This window comes from Micromonospora sp. IBHARD003, from assembly GCF_056106285.1.
Map to the genome: position 1 here is coordinate 5,482,590 of NZ_JBWBBX010000001.1, position 20,787 is coordinate 5,503,376.

The 20,787-nt window shown below is 72.1% G+C and carries 20 protein-coding genes; 11 read left to right on the forward strand and 9 right to left on the reverse strand.

Going from position 1 to position 20,787, the window contains the following annotated elements:
• Positions 1–3 precede the first annotated feature (3 nt).
• Positions 4–615: a GNAT family N-acetyltransferase gene (locus tag ACTWOL_RS24420; RefSeq protein WP_474298912.1), complete on the reverse strand. Its 612-nt coding sequence runs from the start codon at positions 613–615 to the stop codon at positions 4–6.
• Complete coding sequence (locus tag ACTWOL_RS24425) at positions 605–2,680, reverse strand: penicillin acylase family protein (RefSeq protein WP_474298913.1); 2,076 nt, start codon at positions 2,678–2,680, stop codon at positions 605–607. The genes ACTWOL_RS24420 and ACTWOL_RS24425 overlap by 11 nt, the downstream gene beginning before the upstream one ends.
• Before the next feature lie 62 nt (positions 2,681–2,742).
• Between ACTWOL_RS24425 and ACTWOL_RS24430 the strand changes: the two genes are divergently transcribed.
• The gene (locus tag ACTWOL_RS24430) at positions 2,743–3,471 is read left to right on the forward strand and encodes a siderophore-interacting protein (RefSeq protein ID WP_474298914.1); all 729 of its coding nucleotides are present in this window, start codon (positions 2,743–2,745) and stop codon (positions 3,469–3,471) included.
• 231 nt (positions 3,472–3,702) lie between these two features.
• On the opposite strand, the gene ACTWOL_RS24435 is transcribed toward ACTWOL_RS24430, so the two are convergent.
• A complete protein-coding gene (locus ACTWOL_RS24435) occupies positions 3,703–5,868 on the reverse strand; it encodes a S9 family peptidase (RefSeq protein ID WP_474298915.1) in 2,166 nt (721 codons plus the stop codon).
• 156 nt (positions 5,869–6,024) lie between these two features.
• Between ACTWOL_RS24435 and ACTWOL_RS24440 the strand changes: the two genes are divergently transcribed.
• From ACTWOL_RS24440 to ACTWOL_RS24455, 4 genes are all read left to right on the forward strand, one after another.
• On the forward strand, positions 6,025–6,219 hold the full coding sequence (locus tag ACTWOL_RS24440; RefSeq protein ID WP_474298916.1) for a hypothetical protein: 195 nt from the start codon (positions 6,025–6,027) through the stop codon (positions 6,217–6,219).
• A gap of 143 nt (positions 6,220–6,362) precedes the next feature.
• Positions 6,363–7,256, forward strand: a complete 894-nt coding sequence (mshB, locus tag ACTWOL_RS24445; protein ID WP_474298917.1) for an N-acetyl-1-D-myo-inositol-2-amino-2-deoxy-alpha-D-glucopyranoside deacetylase — start codon at positions 6,363–6,365, stop codon at positions 7,254–7,256.
• Entirely contained in the window at positions 7,253–7,669 is a 417-nt protein-coding gene (locus tag ACTWOL_RS24450) for a DUF6113 family protein (RefSeq protein WP_474298918.1), read from the forward strand. Before mshB ends, ACTWOL_RS24450 begins: the two co-directional genes overlap by 4 nt.
• Before the next feature lie 174 nt (positions 7,670–7,843).
• Positions 7,844–9,916: a hypothetical protein gene (locus ACTWOL_RS24455; protein ID WP_474298919.1), complete on the forward strand. Its 2,073-nt coding sequence runs from the start codon at positions 7,844–7,846 to the stop codon at positions 9,914–9,916.
• Positions 9,917–10,050: 134 nt separating this feature from the next.
• Here ACTWOL_RS24455 and ACTWOL_RS24460 read toward each other — a convergent pair whose 3' ends face one another.
• The 3 genes from ACTWOL_RS24460 to ACTWOL_RS24470 form a co-directional block, all read right to left on the reverse strand.
• Complete coding sequence (locus tag ACTWOL_RS24460) at positions 10,051–10,407, reverse strand: PIN domain-containing protein (RefSeq protein WP_474298920.1); 357 nt, start codon at positions 10,405–10,407, stop codon at positions 10,051–10,053.
• Between the two features lie 84 nt (positions 10,408–10,491).
• A complete protein-coding gene (locus ACTWOL_RS24465; RefSeq protein WP_474298921.1) occupies positions 10,492–11,331 on the reverse strand; it encodes a transglutaminase family protein in 840 nt (279 codons plus the stop codon).
• 17 nt (positions 11,332–11,348) lie between these two features.
• The gene (locus tag ACTWOL_RS24470) at positions 11,349–12,245 is read right to left on the reverse strand and encodes a GNAT family N-acetyltransferase (protein ID WP_474298922.1); all 897 of its coding nucleotides are present in this window, start codon (positions 12,243–12,245) and stop codon (positions 11,349–11,351) included.
• Between the two features lie 295 nt (positions 12,246–12,540).
• Between ACTWOL_RS24470 and fdxA the strand changes: the two genes are divergently transcribed.
• Positions 12,541–12,861, forward strand: coding sequence for a ferredoxin (gene fdxA, locus ACTWOL_RS24475; protein ID WP_010474859.1), 321 nt, complete (start codon positions 12,541–12,543; stop codon positions 12,859–12,861).
• A 115-nt stretch (positions 12,862–12,976) separates the two neighbouring features.
• A complete protein-coding gene (locus tag ACTWOL_RS24480; RefSeq protein ID WP_474298923.1) occupies positions 12,977–14,071 on the forward strand; it encodes a bifunctional succinyldiaminopimelate transaminase/glutamate-prephenate aminotransferase in 1,095 nt (364 codons plus the stop codon).
• A 265-nt stretch (positions 14,072–14,336) separates the two neighbouring features.
• Here the strand turns inward: ACTWOL_RS24480 and ACTWOL_RS24485 are convergent, their stop codons facing one another.
• Positions 14,337–15,098 carry a hypothetical protein gene (locus tag ACTWOL_RS24485; RefSeq protein WP_474298924.1) on the reverse strand — a complete coding sequence of 254 codons (762 nt, stop codon included), beginning with the start codon at positions 15,096–15,098 and terminating at the stop codon, positions 14,337–14,339.
• A gap of 325 nt (positions 15,099–15,423) precedes the next feature.
• Complete coding sequence (locus ACTWOL_RS24490; RefSeq protein ID WP_474298925.1) at positions 15,424–16,365, reverse strand: VldE C-terminal domain-containing protein; 942 nt, start codon at positions 16,363–16,365, stop codon at positions 15,424–15,426.
• A gap of 74 nt (positions 16,366–16,439) precedes the next feature.
• On the opposite strand from ACTWOL_RS24490, the gene dapE reads away from it, so the two are divergent.
• Positions 16,440–17,519, forward strand: coding sequence for a succinyl-diaminopimelate desuccinylase (dapE, locus tag ACTWOL_RS24495; protein WP_474298926.1), 1,080 nt, complete (start codon positions 16,440–16,442; stop codon positions 17,517–17,519).
• A 115-nt stretch (positions 17,520–17,634) separates the two neighbouring features.
• On the forward strand, positions 17,635–18,414 hold the full coding sequence (locus ACTWOL_RS24500; protein WP_474298927.1) for an LOG family protein: 780 nt from the start codon (positions 17,635–17,637) through the stop codon (positions 18,412–18,414).
• 259 nt (positions 18,415–18,673) lie between these two features.
• Here ACTWOL_RS24500 and folP read toward each other — a convergent pair whose 3' ends face one another.
• Positions 18,674–19,546 carry a dihydropteroate synthase gene (gene folP, locus ACTWOL_RS24505; protein WP_474298928.1) on the reverse strand — a complete coding sequence of 291 codons (873 nt, stop codon included), beginning with the start codon at positions 19,544–19,546 and terminating at the stop codon, positions 18,674–18,676.
• Positions 19,547–19,648: 102 nt separating this feature from the next.
• Here folP and ACTWOL_RS24510 point away from each other — a divergent pair, with 102 nt between their 5' ends.
• Complete coding sequence (locus tag ACTWOL_RS24510; protein ID WP_474298930.1) at positions 19,649–20,146, forward strand: DivIVA domain-containing protein; 498 nt, start codon at positions 19,649–19,651, stop codon at positions 20,144–20,146.
• A complete protein-coding gene (locus ACTWOL_RS24515) occupies positions 20,143–20,733 on the forward strand; it encodes a DNA-3-methyladenine glycosylase I (protein ID WP_474298931.1) in 591 nt (196 codons plus the stop codon). Before ACTWOL_RS24510 ends, ACTWOL_RS24515 begins: the two co-directional genes overlap by 4 nt.
• Positions 20,734–20,787: the final 54 nt, after the last annotated feature.

Consider the following 20,787-nt stretch of genomic DNA (forward strand, 5'->3'; position numbering starts at 1 on the left):
GGTTCAGGCGTACGCGGCCTCGACCGTCGCCCGGTCGAGCAGGACCAGCCGGGCCCGCTTCTGCGGCAGGAACACCTCGGGGAGGTCGACCTCGGGCAGCACGACCTCGGGGCCGAGCTCGAAACCGCTGCGCACGAGCCGCTCGATCGCCTTCGCGTTCCGCAGATCGGGTTCCGCCACGACCCTCCGGACGCCAGGGTCCCGGAAGACGAAGCCGACGAGGAAGGACAGCAGGGAGCGGGTGTAGCCCGGGAGCCCGGGGCCCTCGGGGGCCCCGGTCATCAGATGGAAGCCGATGTCGCCGGGTCTGACCTCGTAGCACTCGCCGACACGGTCGGCCCCGGGATCGTAGGTCTGGAAGAGCATCACGGGTCTGCCCCCGCACTCGACCATCCATGCGTGATGTGTGGTCAGCGAGTCCAGGTGCCGGTACATGTCGCGGACCATGTCACGTGTCAGCTCGCCCATGCCCCAGAAGGCGGCGCGCTCCTGGACGCCCCAGGAGTGGATGGTGCCGGCGTCGTGCTCCGGGTCCACGGGACGGACGCCGATCGTCCCGAAGCCGTCGACGGTCTGCTCGTAGACGGCCGTGCGGTACGCGGGTTCAGCGGACATGTCTCTCCTTGGTTGGGTGCTCGGGGGTGAGCCGGTCGAAGTCGGTGACGACAGGGACGAGTTCGCCGCGCAGCCAGCGGGGCAGCTGGTCGCGGTGGTGGGGATCGCCCGGGATGCCGCGGGCGCCCAGCGGGACGACCCAGAGGCTGTCCTCGCGCCGCGCGAGGTCCCAGACATAGCGGGCCGCCGGACCGCGTGCGCCGTGGTCCGTGACCCCGGGAACGCTGGAGGTGGCCAGGACGCAGTCGTGGTCGCCGGCCATGCCGGGCCACTGCTCCTCGGCCAGGGGCAGCGCCTGCCAGGGCGCCAGCCGGTGCCGTTCGCCCCACGCGGCGGGCTCCGGAGCCGCCGCGACCTCCTCGAGTGCCTGGCGCACGACGTCGGCCCGGTCGATGCCCGGCAGCAGTTCCGTCGCCAGCAGTCCCTCCAGGGCGAAACCGACCTTCACGACGAGGGCGAGCCACGGCTGGAAGACCGCCGGGTACGGCAGCGGGCCCGAGAGGCAGTCCAGCTCCGGGTGGGCGGCTATCCGCCGGACCACCGCGTGCCGTACATCGGCGTACACGGCGGCGGTCGTGCTGTCGGCGTCCATCCGCCGGTCCCAGGCCAGCAGCCGCTCCCGCAGGGCGGCGGCTGCCGGGCCGAGTCCGTCGAGACCCGCGATCAGGTCGAGGAGCGGGCGGGCGGACGCCAGATGCGTGTCCATGTGGACCGCCGCCATTCCGGGGGCGTTCCAGCTGTCCGACGCGCGCAGCAACTCGGCGATGCGGTCCGCGCGGTGCGGGGGTGCGAACTCCACGCCGAGGGGACCGGCCAGGACCCGCTCGTTGGCCATGACCGCGAAGTCCGTCACCTCGGAGCGCGGCATCGGCTCGTGCATGCCCTGCCACTCGTGTCCGTGCTCCCAGGCCGGCACCACCCGCAGCCGGTTGTCCCGCTGACGCAGCGGCACCCGGCCCGCGGTGCGGTGCAGCAGCCCGCCCGAGGTATCGGCGGCCAGTACCACGTTCACCGGTTCGACCCAGCGCTCGAAGGCCCGGTCCACGTCCGCGACGCTGCGCGCCCTGAGCAGCTCGGCGATCGCGGTGAAGCCGAGATCGGCGGTGACACGAGGGACGTAGCGCAGGCTGATGGCCTCCACGGCTTCGTCGCCGTCCGGTGCCTCGCCGATGATGACCGGTCCGCGTTCGGTCTCGATCACCTCGACGGCGACCGGATCCCCGCCGGCCACCTCGACCGTCTCGGTGTGGTGCGCGGCCGGGCGCCAGCCGTCGGGGCCGAGGGCCTCGACGCCGTCGGCCGTACGCCGCAGCCGCTCCCGGTACAGGTCCTGGTAGTCGGCCATGGCATTGGTGATCGCCCAGGCGACGGTGCCGGTGTGGGCGAAGTGGGCGACGCCCGGCACTCCGGGGAAGGCAAGGCCGACGACGTCGTATTCGGGGCAGACCAGATGGACCTGCTGATAGACCCCGGGATCCTCGATGAAGCGGTGCGGATCGCCCGCGATCACCGGGGCGCCGGTGCGGGTGCGTCCGGTGGACACGAGCCAGCCGTTGGAGCCGGCGGTGCCGGGACCGTCCACGGCGAACAGCTCGATCGCCTCGTCACCGAGCCGCCGTGCGACCTCATCGCGCCACAGCTTGGTGGGGAAGCCGGCGAAGAGGATGTGCGTGGACAGCCAGATCGCCAGTGGGGTCCAGGGCCGCCATTCACCCGGGGCGAGCCCGCTCTTCGCGAACTCCGGTGCGGCCGCGGCGCCTTCCGCGAGACCCGAGCGCACCCCTTCGACATAGGCGGCGACCCAGTCGCGGGTCCCCGAGTCGAGGGCCTCGTAGCAGCGGCGGGCGGTGTCCTCGAGCCGCGCCTGCCGGGCGAAGCGGTCCCAGGCGAGTGCCTCGGCGCCCAGGAAGGCGGCTGTGGTGCCCTGCGCCCGGTGCCGCTCGACCTCCAGTTGCCAGGCGCGGTCGAGGGCTGCGTTGTGCCCCTGGGCGTAGGCGAGTTCGTTCACGCTGCCCGCACGCAGATGCGGGATACCCCACGCGTCACGGAAGACCTCGGTCCTCACACTAGCTCTCCTTTAGGTTAGGCTGTCCTAACCTTAACCGGCGGGATGGCGAGGAGAACACGGTGGGGCACGGGTGGGAGGGCGTCGTCCTCAAGCTGATGCGGGGCAGGGACTTCGCCTTCACGGTGACCGGCGCCGAGCAGGTCACCGAGGAGTACCGGCGTGTGCATCTCAGCGACGGAGGCATGCTCCGGGCGACCGGGGTGCATCCCACGATGTGGGTGCGGCTCTGGTTCGAGAACGACGGCAAGCCGCACCAGCGCGCCTACACCCTGGTGAACCCGGATCCGGATGCCGGAACGTTCAGCCTGGAGTTCGCCCTGCACGACGGACGCGCGAGCGACTGGGCCCGTACGGCGCAGCCGGGCGACACGATCGAGGCGACCGTCCAGGGCAGCGGCTTCACCGCGCCCGATCCGCGGCCGTCCCGGCTGTTCGTGATCGGCGACCCCGCCTCGCTGCCGGCGATCAACTCCCTGCTCGACTCCCTGCCGGGGATCCCCGCCACCATCTGGTTCGAGAGTCCCTACGAGTCCGACGCCGGACTTCCCCTCCGGATCGACATGGAGCACCACGACCTGCGCAGGGTGCCCCGCCGGGACGGCGGCGCCCACCTGGTCGAGGAGGTACGGGCCGCACTTCCGGGGCTGCTCGGCGACGACCGGTCCGGGGCCTTCGTCTGGATCGCCTGCGACACCGCGACCACCCGCAGCCTCACTTCGTACCTACGCAAGGACCTGGCCGTCCCCAAGGACCGGGTGACCGCCCTCGGCTACTGGCGTGCCGCCTGACTCCGGCGAACGGCCCTTGTGTGGTGGCGTCCGGCCAACGGCCCTGTGCGGCCGCCGTGTTCGTTAACGCCGGGGCAACGTCGCCGAAGCCACTCCGATATAGGGACGCGGCACGCTGAGTACGTACGGCCGTGCGGGTGCCGTTGACCGGCCGGGGCGCCAACCGCCCCGGCCGGTCGCCCTCCGGCCCGACCAGGGCGAAGGGCTCCGGGCTCCCTCGCTCCGGTCCCCTCAGACGTTTCCGTCCCGGCGCATCCCCAGGGACCGCTTGAGGAAGTCCACCTGAAGCAGCAGCAGATTCTCGGCGACTTCCTCCTGCGGCGTCATATGGGTGACCCCACTGAGCGGCAGCAGCTCATGGGGACGGCCCGCCGCCAGCAGGGCCGACGACAGCCGAAGGCTGTGTGCCATCACGACGTTGTCGTCCGCCAGACCATGGATGATCATCAACGGCCTGGCCGGCTCCACGGCACCGCTCAGCCCGTCGTCCGTGACCAGGGAATTCCCGGCGTACACCGTCGCCCGCTCCTGAGGCAGGCCCAGATAGCGCTCGGTGTAATGCGTGTCGTACAGCCGCCAGTCGCTCACCGGTGCCCCGGCGACGGCCGCGTGGAACACATCGGGCCGGCGCAGCACCGCCAGCGCCGCCAGATACCCCCCGTACGACCAGCCGCGGATCGCCACCCGCTCCAGATCCAGCGGGAATCGCCCGGCGAGCGCGTGCAGCGCCTCGATCTGGTCGTCCAGCGTGCAGGTGAAGTCGTTCTCGATCGCCTTCTCCCAGGCGGGGGAGCGGCCCGGAGTACCCCGGCCGTCGGCGACGACGACCGCGAAGCCCTGCTCGGCGAACCACTGAGAGGTGAGATGCGGATGGTGTGCGGCAAACACACGCTGGCCGTGCGGTCCGCCGTAGGGGTCCAGCAGCACCGGCAGCGGACCATCCGACTCCCGCCAGGCGGACGGGAGCAGCACCGCGCACGGAATCCTCCGCGTGCCCCCCTCGGTGAGCTCCATGCGCGGGGACAGAACCGGCCGCTCGGCGTACGAGGTGATGCCGGCCACCGGACTTCCGTCCTTCAGCACCCGCACCGTCGTACCGCTCACATCCGGCCGCGCCGACGCGAGGACGGTGACCCCGCCCGAACGCACCGCGGAGTGCACCCCGATGCCCTCGGAGACCCGCTCCGCACCGAGGTCGTCGACCCGGTACACATGGATCTCGCCGGTCTCCGGGTCCGTCGCCCCCTCACCGGACGAGGCCGAGACCAGGACGTCCGACGCGCCGATGTCGAGCACCGCCCGCACATGCAACCGGTCACCGGTCAGCGGCCTGCCGCCCACGGCCAGCACCCGGGCTCCGCCCTCGTCCGCGATCCGCACCAGCTGCCCGTCCGGCGTCCACGCGGGCACCCCGTCACGCAGCTCGATCCAGCGGGGGTCCTCGTCCGTGTGGACCGTGCGGGTCGTGCCCGTGGCGGTGTCCACGGTGAGGTGCAGCGCCGTGCCCTGGCCCCGCTCCTGCACCAGAAGCAGCGGAGCTCCGGACGCCGACCAGTGCACCCGGGCCAGATACGGGTACCGCTCCCGGTCCCATACGACCTCGGTCCGCGCCCCGTCGAGACCGACCAGACAGAGCCGTACTTCCGCGTTGGCCGTGCCCGCCGCCGGATATCCGACCGGCGCAGGCTCCCGGTCCGGATGCGCCGGGTCGGCGATCCACCAGCGCCGCACCGGGGATTCGTCGACGCGCGCCACCAGCAGCCGGTCGCTTTCGGGCGCCCACCAGAATCCGCGCGTACGTTCCATCTCCTCGGCCGCGACGAACTCCGCCACGCCGTAGGAGACCTGGGCGTCCTCCGGCTCGGCCAGGGCCCGGTCCCCGTCGCCCTCCGCGCCGATCACCCTCAGGGCGCCCTGCGCCGCGTAGGCCACGAAGCGCCCGTCCGGCGACGGCCGGGGGTCGATCACCGGTCCGGCCGCAGGCAGTTCACGTGTGGTCCCGGCCCGAAGCTCGGCCGTGAACAGACGCCCCGACAGCGCGAACGCCGCCAACTCCGCCTCCCGGTCCACGGCGTAGCCGACGATGCCCCCGGACCCCTCGCGGACGCGCTCCCGCCGTGCCTGTTCCTCGGCGGACAGCTCCTCGTCCGCCCCGCCCAGCAGAACGTCCGGATCTGCCGCCACCCGCTCCCGTCCCTCTGCCCCGAGGTCCAGCACCCACAGCCGGTGCGACCGGTCCGTCCCCGATGACGAACGCAGGAACACCACTCGCGAACCGTCCGGGGACACCGTGAACGCGCGCGGGGAGCCCAGGGCGAAGCGCTGGGTCCTGGCGTACTGCCGGGGGAACGAGAGCGGTGCGGAAGAGGTGGGGGAGTGCTGCTGCCTCGAGGTCATGTGGCCGAATCTAGTGCCGTGCGCCCCCGTGTGCTGCCGTGCACCGATCGATGCGTGCCCATGGATAGTTATGATCCCTAGCGCGAGGTGGGTATGACTCCTCCGGCACATGCGATCCGCCCCTTACCGGCCGAATATCTGTGGAGGTGAACCGCCGTGGCACTCTCGATTTCGGCGGTGGTGCTGCTGGCGATCATCGTCTTCCTGCTGGTCAAGAAATCAGGCCTGAAGGCGGGACACGCGGCGGTCTGCATGCTGCTCGGCTTCTATCTCGCGAGCTCGTCCATCGCGCCCACGATCAGCGAGCTGACCACGAACGTCGCGGGCATGATCGGCGGCCTCAAGTTCTAGGTCCTGTCGCCCGGACAGGACCTGTAGCCCGCGGTCGCGACGTGCGCACCCGCCCGGAACGTAGGCGAGAGGTGTGTGCCGGGGTCGTGACCCTGCGGTATCCGCACGGCAGGCCCCTGCCGTGCGCCTCGTAGGCTGGGGTCATGACGGACCTCCCAGCCCGTCGTCTGCTGCTGGTGCACGCGCACCCCGACGACGAGTCGATCAACAACGGCGCCACGATGGCGCGGTATGCCTCCGAGGGTGCCCAGGTCACCCTGGTGACGTGCACCCTCGGCGAGGAAGGCGAGGTCATCCCGCCCGCGCTCGCCCATCTCACCGCCGACAAGGAGGGCGGACTCGGCGAGTATCGGATCGGGGAACTGGCCGCCGCCATGGGCGAGCTGGGTGTCGCCGACCACCGCTTCCTCGGCGGCCCCGGCCGCTTCCGTGACTCCGGGATGATGGGTCTCCCGCAGAACGACCGCCCCGGCGCCTTCTGGAGCACGGACGTGGACGAGGCGGCGCCGTACCTCGTCGAGGTGATCCGTGCGGTGAAGCCGCAGGTGCTCGTCACCTACGACCCGGACGGCGGCTACGGCCACCCCGACCACATCATGGCGCACCGTGTCGCGATGCGGGCCGCCGAACTGGCCGCCGACGGCGCCTTCCGGCGCGACCTCGGTGACCCGCATTCCATCGCCAAGGTCTACTGGAACCGGGTGCCGAGAACGGCCGCCGAAGAGGGCTTCGCCGGCCTCCGCGCCGACGGGCGGTCCGGTGACTTTCCCGGGGTCGCCGACATCGGCGACATCCCCGGCATCGTGGATGATCCGGAGATCACCGCCGAGATCGACGGCCGTGCGCACGCGGCCCGGAAGGCGGCCGCGATGCGCGCCCATGCCACCCAGATTGTGGTGGACGGTCCGTTCTTCGCACTCTCCAACGGTCTCGGTCAGCCTCTGTTCACCACCGAGTACTACCAGTTGGCGCGTGGCACGTCCGGCGCTCCCGCCGGAGAGCGTGAGCACGACCTGTTCGAGGGAGTTGCCTCATGACCCAGCCCGGAGTGTCCGAGCCCGGAGCCTGGCCGGCCAGAGCCCCGAAACCCGGACGGATCGCCGGATATCTTGCCCTGCTGGTCCTCGGGTTCGTGGTCGGGGCCGCCGGGTCCCTGGTCCAAGCCGCATGGTTCCCCGCCGGGTTGGCGCTGGCCCTGCTCGCCTCCGCCGGGCTCTTCTACGGGGGCGTGCGTGCGACCGGGACGCAGCTGGGAGCGGTGGCCCCGGCCGCCGGCTGGATGGCGGCGGTGCTGCTGCTGAGCGCCGGACGGCCCGAAGGCGACGGCCTCTTCGCGGGCGGCGTCGGCGAGATCGTGTTCCTGGTGGGCGGCATGGCCGTGGCTGTGATCTGCGCCACCATGTCACGGTCGCGGTCATCCGGGGGGCGGGTCGGCCGACTTGGCCCGTGAGGTGTCCTTCTCTGGCCGGAATGACCCCGGATGGGGTGGCGGAAGCAGCACACCGCTTCCCCTGGGCCATCGGTGCCGACCGGCATCGGCCAGTATGGTGGTGCGCGCCGCCGAGCCGCCCGAAGCAGTGGTACCAGGAGGAACGGGCGTCGGAGCCGATCAGGAGAACCAGCTTTGAGTCGTGAAACTGACAGTTCGTCCTCCGGCCCCCAGGGGGGCGGCGGAGCCGCGTATCCCTCGGGTACACCGCCGTACGGATCCCGCCAGTATCCGTCGCTGCACCCCACGCAGGACGCCCCGGACGAGAGAGCCGAGCCTGCTCCGGAGCCGGACGAGCCCAGGACCGAGACCACGCTCACCACGCGTATCCGGATCAACATCCCGGGCTCCCGGCCGATTCCGCCGGTCGTCATGCGTACACCGATGAGTGATGTGGACGCACGCCGTAAGGCGGGCAGCACAAACGGCGCAGAAGGTGCGAACAGCGCAAACGGCGCGACGGGGGCGCAGAACGGGGAGCGTGCGGCCGAACGCACCGCCGGCATTCCGCGGCCGCCGGCCGCCGAGGCCCCGGCTGCCCCGGCCCGCCCTCGCGAGGAGCCCCCTGCCGCCGAGCCGGAGAGCCCGGCGGACAAGCCGGCCGCGGAGGAGAAGACGAGCGACTGGTTCGCCCCGCGCAAGCCGTCGCCCACCCAGGCCTCCGTTCCGGCCCAGGCCGCGCCTCACACTCCGTCCGCTCCCGGGGCGCCGGGCGGGACCACGGGGCCCGGAGCGCAGACCGCCGGCCCGAGGAGCGCGCTGAGCGACCTCGGCGCGCACGCGGACGCCCCGGCGGCCGGACGGCCCCAGCCGGGTCCGCGCCCTCCCGCGGGAACCGGACCCGTCGCCCCCAGCGGTCCCACCACCGGCCCGGTGACAGGCAGCTCGCCGTTCGCTCCGGGAGGCGGTGCCGGCGCCGGTGTGCCGAGGATGAGCGACGACACGGCCGTACTGACGCCGCAGAAGTCGGGCCCCGAGTCCGGGCCCACCTCCATGCCGGGACCGTCCACCCCCGCGGGGAACGTCTCCGGTGACACGCTGACGAGCGGTATCCCCGTGGTCCCGCCCCAGCAGCGCTCTCCCTTCGCGCCGCCGGAGCGTGCTGTCCCGCCGAGCGGTCCGGACGTGAGCCCCTGGCCGTCGTCCGGTCCCGTCGAGGACTTCGTCGTACCGGACTTCCCCGGCTCGGCGGGCCCGGGGCATATCGAGCCCGAGGCCCCGGCGGCCCCTGCGCCGTCCTCGTCGGCCCCGTCGTCCCGCCCCGCCAAGAAGGGCCGCTCCAAGGCCGTCCTCGCGGGCGCGGGCGTGTTCGGCCTGCTGGCCGTCGCGTACGGCGCCGGCCTGCTGCTCGACCACGCCGATGTCCCCAAGGGCACCACGGTCCTCGGTGTCGACATCGGCGGCGGCACCAAGGAGGACGCTGTCACCAAGCTGGACCGGGCCCTGGGCCGCCGTGCCGCCGCACCGCTCCAGCTCGCGGTCAGCGGCAAGAAGGCGCAACTCGCCCCTGAGAAGGCGGGCCTCACCCTGGACGGCCAGGCAACCGTGCGCGGCGCCGCGGGAGCCGACTACAACCCCGTCTCCGTCATCGGCTCGCTCTTCGGGGTCGAGCGGGTCGCCCAGCCCGTCTTCCCGGTCGACGAGGAGAAGCTCCAGGTCGCACTCGCCGACCTCGCCGGCACCTCCGGATCGGCCGTCGAGGGCACGATCCGGTTCCAGCCGAACAAGGCCGTCCCCGTACCCGGCAAGGCGGGCACGTCGCTGGACGTCCGGCAGTCGATGATCTCGGTGAAGGACGCCTACCGCGCCCAGGTCGAGACAGGCCGCTCGAACCCGGTCGAACTGCCCGTCGGCACCCGCCAGCCCACCATCACCAAGGCCGAACTGGACCGGGCGATGGAGAAGTTCGCCGAGCCCGCGATGTCCGGACTCGTGACGATCAAGGCGGGCGGCAAGCAGATCCAGTTCGGCCCCGCACGCTCGCTGCCGAAGATCCTCTCGATGAAGCCCATCAACGGCCGGCTCGTCGAGGTGTACAACAAGAAGGCGATCACCGAGCTCCTGGACGGTGTCTTCGACGGCATCACCATCACCAAGCGGGACGGCAAGGAGCGCCCGGTGTCCGCCGACGACGTCGCCTGGGCGATGCAGAAGGCGCTGCTCGGCACGACCCCGCAAGAGCGGACCCAGGAGATCCCGCTCGACTGACGCGACGCCGTAAGAGCCTCGAGCCCCGCGGTCCCTGCTCCCGTCACGACGGGACCGGGACGGTGGGGCTCGGCGCTTTCGTCGGCGCTGCGGCGCCGGCTCGGCCGGCGACGCCGTTCAGGCCGTCGAGGTGTTCAGCCGGATCGGTCCACCGGTCGCACGGTCCGCGGCCCCGCGCACCGTGCCCCGAACGCCGTGACGCGTTCACGCAGCTCGCGGTCGGCGGTGACGACCACGCAGTCCCGGCCCGCGTACTCGGCGGCCAGCTCCACGATCCGGTCGTCCCCGCTGCCCGGCGCGGCATCCACGCGCACACCGGGCACGGACCCGACACCGCGCGCGGCGCCCTCGACGACCAGGATGATCTCGTCGTCCCCGCCGCGCGCCACCAGTTGATCGCGCAGCCGCTCGGCGGCGCCCCTGCGGTCCTTCCACCAGCCGTCGGGCACGGATCCGACGACGTTCGCCCCGTCCACGATCACGACAGCCATGTGCCCATTATGGTTCCGGTGCTCATATCGCGGATGGCAGGTGGTCGGCCGTGCCGATGATGGCAGGGCCGAAGTCGTCGGGCGTCAGTTCAGCATCGACCTGGCCGCGTGCGCCCGTTGCCGGACCGTCGCCGCCGTCGCAGGCTCCACCGCCGTGACGATGTCCGCGTACGCGTCCATCTCCGCCGCGCCCGTGAGGAAGTCGCCGCGCTGGACGAGGAGTTGGGCGCGCTCGAAGCGGAGGCGGGCGGGGTGGGAGGGGAGGAGGAGGGAGAGTTCGACGGCCCACAGGGCGACGTCCGTGCGTTCCGGGCGGGCGGCGGACCAGGCGCGGATGTTGTTGAGGATCCGCAGGACGATCTCGAGGGGCCCGGTGGGGACCAGCATCGAGGGATCGAGGGGGCCACCGGTCGCTCCTGCGACGAGGAGCTCGGCGTCCGTGCCGGTGAGAAGACGGCCGCCCGCGAAGGGGTCGGCCAGTACCGGCTCGGCCGGGTCGCCGAAGCCGATGACGAAATGGCCCGGCAGAGCGACGCCGTACGCCGGTGCGCCCGCACGGCGGGCCACCTCGAGCCAGACGACGGAGAGCAGGATGGGCAGCCCCCGGCGGCGCCTCAGCACCTCGTGCAGCAGCGAGGACTCCAGGCGCTGGTAGCAGCCGGGGGTGCCGTGGAAGCCGCAGCGCTCGCCGAGCAGCGAGGCGAGGGCCGCCACCCAGGACTCCGGCCCGCTGACGCCGTACGGCAGCAGACCCGCGAGCCGGTCCAGCTCGATCTCGGCCGCGTCCAGACCGTGCTCGTACAGGGCCGGCTCCGCCTCCGCGCCTATGAGCAGGCACAGGGTCGCGAGGTCGGGCCGCTCGGAGCGGGCCTCATCGGCGAACCGGCTGCGCCACGGGGTGGACTCGGGCTGTGGCGGGTGCATACGCGTCTCGTACCCGTTCAGGAAGATCGGGAGCAGCGGAAGTAGTGGTAGAGGTGATGGACCGCGAAGCCCATCCCCTCGTACATCGTTCGGGCGGCGTCGTTGTCGGTCTCGACCTGCAGCCACGCCGCCGACGCCCCCTCCTCCAGGGCCCGGCGTGCGAGCGCCGCCATCACGGCCTTCGCCAGCCCCTGCCTGCGGCGGGCCGGATCGACCTCCACCGCCATGAACCCCGCCCAGCGTCCGTCCACCACGCAGCGGCCGATGGCCGCGGGGACCTCGGACCCGCCCGGCACGGTGGCGAACCACACCGACGGGCCGCTGGACAGCACCGCCCGCACATGGGGCCCGGGCACGCCGGACCGGTGGTACCGCTGCAGCCAGGCCGCGCCCGTGTCGTCGAGCGACCGGTCCAGCCGCACCCGGGACACGTCGGCGTCCAGGTCCCCGACCCGTGCGAGCCCTCCCGTCCGCAGCTCCGTGGTCATCTCGCGCTCCCAGCCGCGCTGCTCCAGCGAGGCGCAGAGCCCCTCCTGGGTGCCCTCCGCGCCGGTCGCGGTCTGGATGTACGCCGGCAGGTCCCGCTCCGCGTACCAGGCGCGCACCCGCTCCAGAGCGGTGTCCAGTGGCATCCCGGGGTCGCCCAGGGGCAGCACCGAGTTCGCCCGGCGGGTGAATCCCGACGCGGCCCGCAGCAGCCAGTCGCCGAGCGCCTCGCTCTCGACCGGCTGCCAAGCCCGGGCCGAGACCCGCGCAAGCTCCTCGAACGAGGCTGCCGGGAGACCTCGTCCGCGCGCCCTTCCCGCCGACGGCCCGGAGGGACGTGATCCTTGGCGGGTGGGCGGGACGACCTTGCCCGCGACCAGGGAGGATTCCGGGATCCGGACGGTCTCGCCGGTCCTTCTTGTGATCAACAGCACACCGTTGTCCCATGATGCGAGAACCCCGACCGTGTCGGTGAATTTCCCGTCATCGGTACCGGTGTCGGCGAGCCGCCGCACTGAGACGCGTTTTCCCACGTCAGAAGGGGTGATGCGGACCTCCCAATGTCCGCTCGCAGTGAATTCCACAGCTCGGTCCGCCCCTCCTGTTCGGATCATCCCCAGGAACGGAGATACTAGGTGCGGGCATCGACGACGCCGCGCTCCCGCGCAGCCCCGCGGCGAGCCGCAGACCGGACGCCGCGCCCTACGGAGGAGGAACGACAGCGTGACTTACGTCATTGCGCAGCCTTGTGTCGACGTCAAGGACAAGGCGTGCATCGAGGAGTGCCCCGTCGACTGCATCTACGAGGGCCAGCGGTCCTTGTACATCCACCCGGACGAATGCGTCGACTGTGGTGCTTGCGAGCCGGTCTGCCCGGTCGAGGCGATCTTCTACGAGGACGACACTCCTGAGGAGTGGAAGGACTACTACAAGGCGAACGTCGAGTTCTTCGACGAGCTCGGTTCGCCCGGTGGTGCCTCCAAGCTGGGCCTGATCGAGCGCGACCACCCCTTCATCGCCGCCCTGCCGCCGCAGAACGGCTGATCGTGGCGATCTCGGTCCCGTACGGTGCGTCCGCCGTGCGGGGCCGAGGCGTTTGAGCGGAGTGCCTGCCGCGCCCCGGAGCCGGCCGGGCCGTACGTACGAGAAAGTGAGCACCGTGTCCGCAGTCTCCTCGCGCCTCCCCGTCTTCCCCTGGGACAAGCTGGAGCCGTACAAGGCCACCGCCGCGGCCCATCCGGACGGCATCGTCGACCTCTCGGTCGGGACGCCCGTCGACCCGGTACCGGCCCTGGTCCAGCAGGCCCTGGTGGCGGCGGCGGACACGCCCGGCTATCCGACGGTGTGGGGGACGGTCGCACTCCGTGACGCACTGGTCGGCTGGTGCGAGCGCCGGATCGGCGCAGAGTCGCTCGCGCATGTGAACGTGCTTCCCGTGGTGGGCTCCAAGGAACTGGTGGCATGGCTGCCGACCCAGCTGGGCCTGGGCCCCGGCGACACGGTCGCGTATCCGCGCCTGGCCTACCCGACGTACGAGGTCGGCGCCCGGCTGTGCGGGGCGACGCCGGTCGTCTACGACGACCCCACGGAGCTGGACCCCAGCGGGCTGAAGCTGCTCTGGCTGAACTCCCCGTCGAACCCGACCGGCCGGGTCCTGCCGAAGGACGAGCTGATCCGCATCGTGGCCTGGGCGCGTGAGCACGGTGTGCTCGTCTTCAGCGACGAGTGCTATCTGGAGCTGGGCTGGGAGGCCGAGCCCGTCTCCGTGCTCCACCCGGACGTCTGCGGCGGGACGTACGAGGGCATCGTCTCCGTGCATTCGCTGTCCAAGCGCTCGAATCTGGCGGGCTACCGCGCCGCGTTCATCGCCGGAGACGCCGCCGTGCTCGGTGAGCTGCTGCAGATCCGCAAGCACGGCGGGATGATGACACCGGCACCGGTCCAGGCGGCGACCGTCGCCGCGCTCGGCGACGACACCCATGTCGGCGAGCAGCGGGCGCGATACGCGGCCCGCCGTGACGCGCTGCGCGGGGCGCTGCTGAAGCACGGCTTCCGGATCGAGCACAGCGAGGCGAGCCTTTATCTGTGGGCGACCCGCGACGAGCCCTGCTGGGACACGGTCGCCCACCTCGCGGAGCGGGGGATCCTCGTGGCACCGGGAGATTTCTACGGCTCGGCCGGCGAACGCTTCGTGCGCGTCGCCTTCACGGCGACCGACGAGCGGGTCGAGGCGGCGGTGAAGCGCCTGGGCTGACGCCCTGGCCGACGCCCGGTCCGCGGAAGGACCGGTTGCCGAGAAGCGCGGACGGAAGCGCAACGGACGGAAGCGCAACGGACGGAAGGGCTCTGGGAGAGCGACTGCTCGCTCTCCCAGAGCCCTTCCGTGTTCATGCTCACCGGTTCACGCCCACGGCCGTGTGCGGGCCGCGGATGCCGCTGCCGTGTGCCGCGACGCTGCGCACAGGCACGGCAGGGGAACGCTCGTCCGTGCGGCGCCCGTGTCCGCGACGAGCCTGCGGCTACTGGCCCAGCAGCGGGGTGCCGGGCAGCGTGTTGGTCGGAAGCGGGGTGCCGGGCAGCGTGTTGGTCGGCAGGGTGTTGGTCGGAAGCGGGGTGCCGGGCAGGGCGTTGGTGGGCAGCGTGTTGGTCGGAAGCGGGGTGCCGGGCAGCGTGTTGGTCGGCAGGGTGTTGGTCGGAAGCGGGGTGCCGGGCAGGGCGTTGGTCGGCAGGGTGTCGGTCGGAAGCGTGGCGCCGGGCAGGGGAGCACCGGGCAGGGCACCGGCCGGGAGCGTGGTGACCGGCAGCTGAGCGGCGGACAGCTGATCCGTCGACAGCGGCGTGGCGGACAGGGCGTCGGCCGGCAGAGGAGCGGCCGGCAGCGTGGCGCCGGTGTGCGGGACGCCGGCGGCGGGCAGCCCCTGCCCGGTCGCCGTGGTCTCACCCAGCAGACCGGTCGCAGAGCCGAGGGTCTCGCCGGCGGTCTCCTGGGCGGCGGGCACGCCGGTGCGGGCCGTCTGGCCGAGGGCGCCGCTCGCGACCGGGAGGGCCGTGCCGACCAGCCTCCCGCCGGCCTCCTGCGCCGTCATGGCCGCCTGCTGTGCCGTGCCGTCCGTGGTGTCGCCGACCGCGATGCCGTCGACCTGGGTCAGGCCGCCGCTCAGATCCTGGGTAGGCGCGAGGTCCGCGGCGCTTGCGGAGCCGGCCGCACCGACCACGGGAGCTGCACCCGCTGCGACGAGCAGCGCGGCACGGGCGATCCGACGGGTCAGGGGGAGGGACATGGTGCTCCTTCGACGAGAGAACGTTGGATGTTGCGTGTTCGGCGATCGGACTCCATGACAACCGTTCTTGGGCCCGGGATGGTTGCGGTACCCCGAGGTAAAGAGTCGGTAATGCATCGCATAATCGGCTGTGGACAAAAATGGGCGAACAATGCCCGTCCCGACAGTCTGCTGAACCGTCACTTCCCTTTTCCCGCAGGGCAATTGGCGATTCGAGGCGAACGCCGTCGAACGGGGTGGAGAAATACCGCCCGGCATGGCGGCGATACCCACCGACGAGTGACGGACCGGATGTGTGCCCGATGTGCGATTGCCCGGACAGGACCTACCGCACGAGGCGGATCCTGACCTCGGCCGCCGTACCGCGGCCCGGCTTCACCCGCCGCCAGCCCTCGTCCGCCGCCGCCGAGCCCCACACCCGGTCCGCGTAACCGACTTCGGCGATGTGCAGCTCGTAGGCCTTCGCCACCGCCCAGTGCGCCAGCTCCCAGCCGCGCCGTGCCGCGGCATCGGCGTTCCCGCCCCTGGCCGTGGTCACCGGGATCCTCAGCTCGGCGCGGTGCGGGGCACCGGCGCGGCCGGTGCCGGGGGGCGGGGGCAGCACCTCCACGCCGAAACTGCGGGTCAGCCCGGCACGTACCCTCGCCGGGTTCCCGGGCCCCGGCTTCCGGGCCGCGGTACAGGTCAGCGCGGCGGAGGCCCGCCCGGTGAGGGCCGCCGCCAGCAGGGCGGCCTCGGGCTCGTGCCTGGCATAGGCCAACGGGAAGCCACTGCGCTGGACGTGCTGGGCGGCTTCGGTCAGGGGCATCGACGTGTAGCCGGCCACCTCGGCGAGGTGGTCGTAGAACTTCCCCGCGGAGTAGGCGGGGTCGAGGATCTGCTGCGGGCTTCCCCAGCCCATCGAGGGCCGCTGCTGGAACAGACCGAGCGAGTCCCGGTCGCCGTGTCCGACGTTGCGCAGCTCGGACTCCTGCAGCGCGGTCGCCAGCGCGATCGTGACCGCACGCTCCGGCATCCCCCGGCTGGTGCCTACCGCCGAGATCGTGGCGGCGTTCGCGGCCATCTCCAAGGTCAGCTCGTACGAGTCGGGGCCCGAGCGGGTGCCGGCACCCGGCCCGCCGGCCGCGCGCACCACGCAGCCCGGCGCGCCCCCGGCCCCGCTGCCATACTCCATGACCACATACGCGACGAGTGCCAGCAGCACGCTCAGCGCGGCCGCGATACGCATCGCGCGGCCGCGCCGGACGGGGGTGGCGGTCTCGGTCACGCGGCACACCGTACCGGCCCCGGAGACGGGTGACGCCGGGAGCGGCGGATGCGGGGCGCGCTAGGGTTTCGGGCATGCCCGAAACCCCGCTGGACCTCACCCTGGACGCCCCGGCACTGACCGCACGCCTCGTCGACTTCCCCTCGGTCAGCGGCAACGAGAAGGCTCTCGCCGACGCGATCGAGCAGGCGCTGCGCCCGCTGCCGCACCTCACGGTCGACCGGCACGGCAACAACGTCGTGGCCCGTACGCGGCTGGGCCGGGCCGAGCGTGTCGTCCTCGCCGGGCACATCGACACCGTGCCGATCGCAGGCAATGTGCCCTCACGGCTGGACGAGGACGGGATCCTGTGGGGCTGCGGCACCTCGGACATGAAGTCGGGGGTGGCCGTGCAGCTGCGGATCGCCGCCACCGTGCCCGCGCCCAACCGCGATCTCACCTTCGTCTTCTACGACAACGAAGAGGTCGCCGCGCACCTCAACGGCCTCGGGCACGTCGCCGATGCCCACCCCGACTGGCTGGCAGGTGACTTCGCCGTACTCCTGGAGCCCTCCGACGCCCAGGTCGAGGGCGGCTGCCAGGGCACCCTGCGGGTCCGTCTCCGGCTGACGGGGGAGCGCGCGCACTCGGCGCGCGGCTGGATGGGGTCCAACGCCATCCACGCGGCCGGACCGGTGCTCGCCCGGCTCGCCTCGTACGAGCCGCGCCGCCCGGTGATCGACGGGCTCGAGTACCGCGAGGGGCTCAACGCCGTGGGTATCGAGGGCGGGGTCGCCACCAACGTCATCCCCGACGAGTGCACCGTGGTGATCAACTACCGCTATGCCCCGGACCGTGGCATGGACGAGGCGGAGGCCCACGTCCGCGAGGTCTTCGCGGACTGCGGCGTCGCCGAGTTCGTCGTCGACGACCACACCGGTGGAGCGCTTCCGGGGCTCTCGCACCCGGCGGCCGCCGCGTTCATGGAGGCGGTGGGGGGCACGGCCCAGCCCAAGTTCGGCTGGACGGACGTCTCGCGGTTCAGCGGGCTCGGCGTTCCCGCGGTGAACTACGGGCCGGGAGACGCGCTCTTCGCCCACAAGCGGGACGAGCATGTGGCCATCGACAAGATCACGCACTGCGAGGAGCGGCTCAGGGACTGGCTCACCTCCTGAGCCCTCGCCCGACCTCTGTGCGACCTCTGTCCGTCCGACCACCGGAATTCGGCTCCCGTCCACCTCAGTGGACCTACGCTGACCTGGAACGAGCATGCAGCGGAGGGAGCAGGTCATGGGCAACCCCGACGAAGCACGGCCGGAGGAGCAGCGGCTGGGGCCGGTGCTGCGCCGCAGAGAGCAGGTCCAGCCCGGCACCACGGACCAGCGCCTTCTGGACACGGAGGGTGATTCGGAGTGGGTGCACACCGATCCCTGGCGGGTCATGCGCATCCAGTCGGAGTTCGTGGAGGGCTTCGGCGCCCTCGCCGAGCTGCCCAGCGCCATCAGCGTCTTCGGGTCCGCCCGGACCACACCCGGCAGCCCCGAGTACGAGGCGGGCGTCCGCATCGGTACGGCGCTCGCCGACGCGGGCTTCGCGGTGATCACCGGCGGCGGTCCCGGCTCGATGGAGGCGGCGAACAAGGGCGTGAGGGAGGCCGGTGGCATCTCCGTCGGACTCGGTATCGAGCTGCCCTTCGAGCAGGGGCTCAATCCGCACGTCGACATCGGTGTGAACTTCCGCTACTTCTTCGTCCGCAAGACGATGTTCGTGAAGTACGCGCAGGGCTTCGTCGTGCTGCCCGGGGGTCTCGGCACCCTGGACGAGCTCTTCGAGGCGCTCACGCTCGTCCAGACCCGCAAGGTGACGCGTTTCCCGATCGTGCTGTTCGGCACGGCCTACTGGAGGGGCCTGGTCGACTGGCTGCGGGACACGGTGGTCGCGCAGGGCAAGGCGTCGGAACACGACCTGTTGCTCTTCCACGTCACCGACGACGTGGACGAGGCGGTCGCCCTGGTCTCGAAGGAGACGGGCCCGCCCGTCCCCGCGCCCTTCGAGGGCTACGAGGCCTGACCGGGCACTGCTCAGGCGAGCCGGGCTTAGGGGGCTTCTGATGGATCTCCGCGGCGTCGCGACGCCCGGCACTCACTCTCGCCGCACCGGCCGAAAGCCCAAGTACGTCCCAGTACGAGGGCTTCCAGCCGGCACTCCGAGAGCACGCGCCGGACGCCGCTCCTTCCTCCACGGAGATCCATCAGAAACCCCCTAGGGGGCTTCCTCCGTCGCTCGGGCCAGGCCCCGGTCGTCGCATGGGCCAGGCCCCGGTCGTCGCTCAGGCCAGGCCCCGGCGGGCGACGGCCGGCGGCCTGTGGCCGGCGATGGAGGCGACCATGTCCAGCACCTGGCGGGTCTCGGCCACCTCGTGCACGCGGTAGACCCGGGCGCCGAGCCACGCCGACACCGCCGTCGTCGCCAGCGTGCCGATCACCCGCTCCTTCACCGGACGGTCCAGGGTCTCTCCGACGAAGTCCTTGTTGGACAGTGAGACCAGCACCGGCCAGCCCGTCTCGACCATCTCGCCGAGGCGGCGGGTGGCCTCCAGCGAGTGCCGGGTGTTCTTCCCGAAGTCATGGCCGGGGTCGATGAGGATGGCGTCCCGGCGCACCCCGAGCTCCGCCGCCCGTTCGGCCAGTCCGGTCGTCACCCGCAGGATGTCCGCCATCACGTCGTCGTAGGCGATCCGGTGCGGACGGGTCCTCGGCTCCGCCCCGCCGGCGTGCGTGCATACGAGCCCCACGTCATAGCGGGCCGCCACCTCGGCCAGCTTCGGGTCCACCCCGCCCCATGCGTCGTTGAGGACGTCAGCGCCCGCCTCGCAGACCGCGGCTCCCACGTCGTGCCGCCAGGTGTCGACGCTGATCACCACATCGGGGAAGCGGCGACGTACCTCGGCGACGAAGCCGACCGTACGGCGGGCCTCCTCCTCGGCCGACACCTCCTCGCCGGGGCCGGCCTTGACCCCTCCGATGTCGATGATGGCGGCGCCCTCGGACACCGCCTGCTCGACCCGGGCGAGCGCGGGCTCGTCATGGAAGGTGGCGCCCTGGTCGTAGAAGGAGTCCGGGGTCCGGTTCACGATCGCCATGACCACCGGGTCGTGCGCGTCGAATTCGCGCCGACCCAGCCGCAGAGTTCCGCCGCGCATCCCGTGATTCCTCCTTGCGTCCTGTCGCCTGCGACCTTAACCGTCGGTGGCGCATGGCACGATCGGCGGCAGACGGTTTCCTGCTCCGGGGAGAGGCGCGCTGTGTTCTGGTTCTTGCTGATCGCGATGGTCGTTGTCGTCACCGCGGTCACGCTCGCGGTGGTCGGCGGCGGTGGGAATGAGGTGCTTCCGGAGGTGGCGCCCGAGCAACCCGTGGACCCTTTGCCGACGGCGCGCCCGGTGGGGTTCGCGGACATCGAGGCGCTGCGGCTGCCGCTGGCGCCCCGGGGCTACCGGATGGCCGATGTCGACGATGTGCTCGACCGGCTGGGGGCCGAGCTCACGGAGAGGGACGCACGGATCGCCGAGCTCGAGTCGGCGCTCGCGGGCTCGCGGCCGGCGCAGACGGCACGGCCCGAGGCCTTCGACGAGCGGCCCGCCGGAATGTTCGACAAGCGGCCGCGGGCCGAGGGACCGGAGGATGCCCCTCCGGGTGGCGAGGTCCCCGAGGGGCATCCCGGTGGGCAGGGATACGACGGGCCGGGTGATCTGCGTGGTGAGCAGCCCGGTCACCGGCCGGGTGAGGAGCGCGAGGGATGAGCGGCGGTGCGATCGCGGGCCCGGACGGGCGGCTGCGCTGCCCCTGGGGCCTGACGGCCGAGGACTACCTCGGCTACCACGACGAGGAGTGGGGCCGCCCGGTCCATGGTGACGACGCCCTGTTCGAGCGGCTGTGCCTGGAGGCGTTCCAGTCGGGACTCTCCTGGATCACGATCCTGCGGCGGCGCGAGACGTTCCGGAAGGCCTTCGACGGCTTCCGGATCGCCTCGGTCGCGTCCTTCACCGACGCCGACCGGGAGCGCCTGCTCGGCGACCCCGGGATCATCCGCAACCGCGCCAAGGTCGACGCGACGCTCGCCAACGCCCGGGTGCTCGCGGACTGGGCTCCCGGCGAGCTGGACACGCTGATCTGGTCGTACGCACCCGATCCCGCGACGCGCGCCGCACCGCGCACCCTCGCGGACGTCCCGGCCGTCACGGACCAGTCCAAGGCCCTGTCCAAGGACCTCAAGAAGCGCGGGCTGCGCTTCGTCGGCCCGACGACCGCGTACGCCCTGATGCAGGCCTGCGGACTTGTCGACGACCATCTCGAGGACTGCGTCGCCCGGGGCCCGTATCGGGCCTGAGGGCGGCCCCGCTTCCTCGGGAACAGCCCGGACGTCATGGGGCCCGGCCCGGGG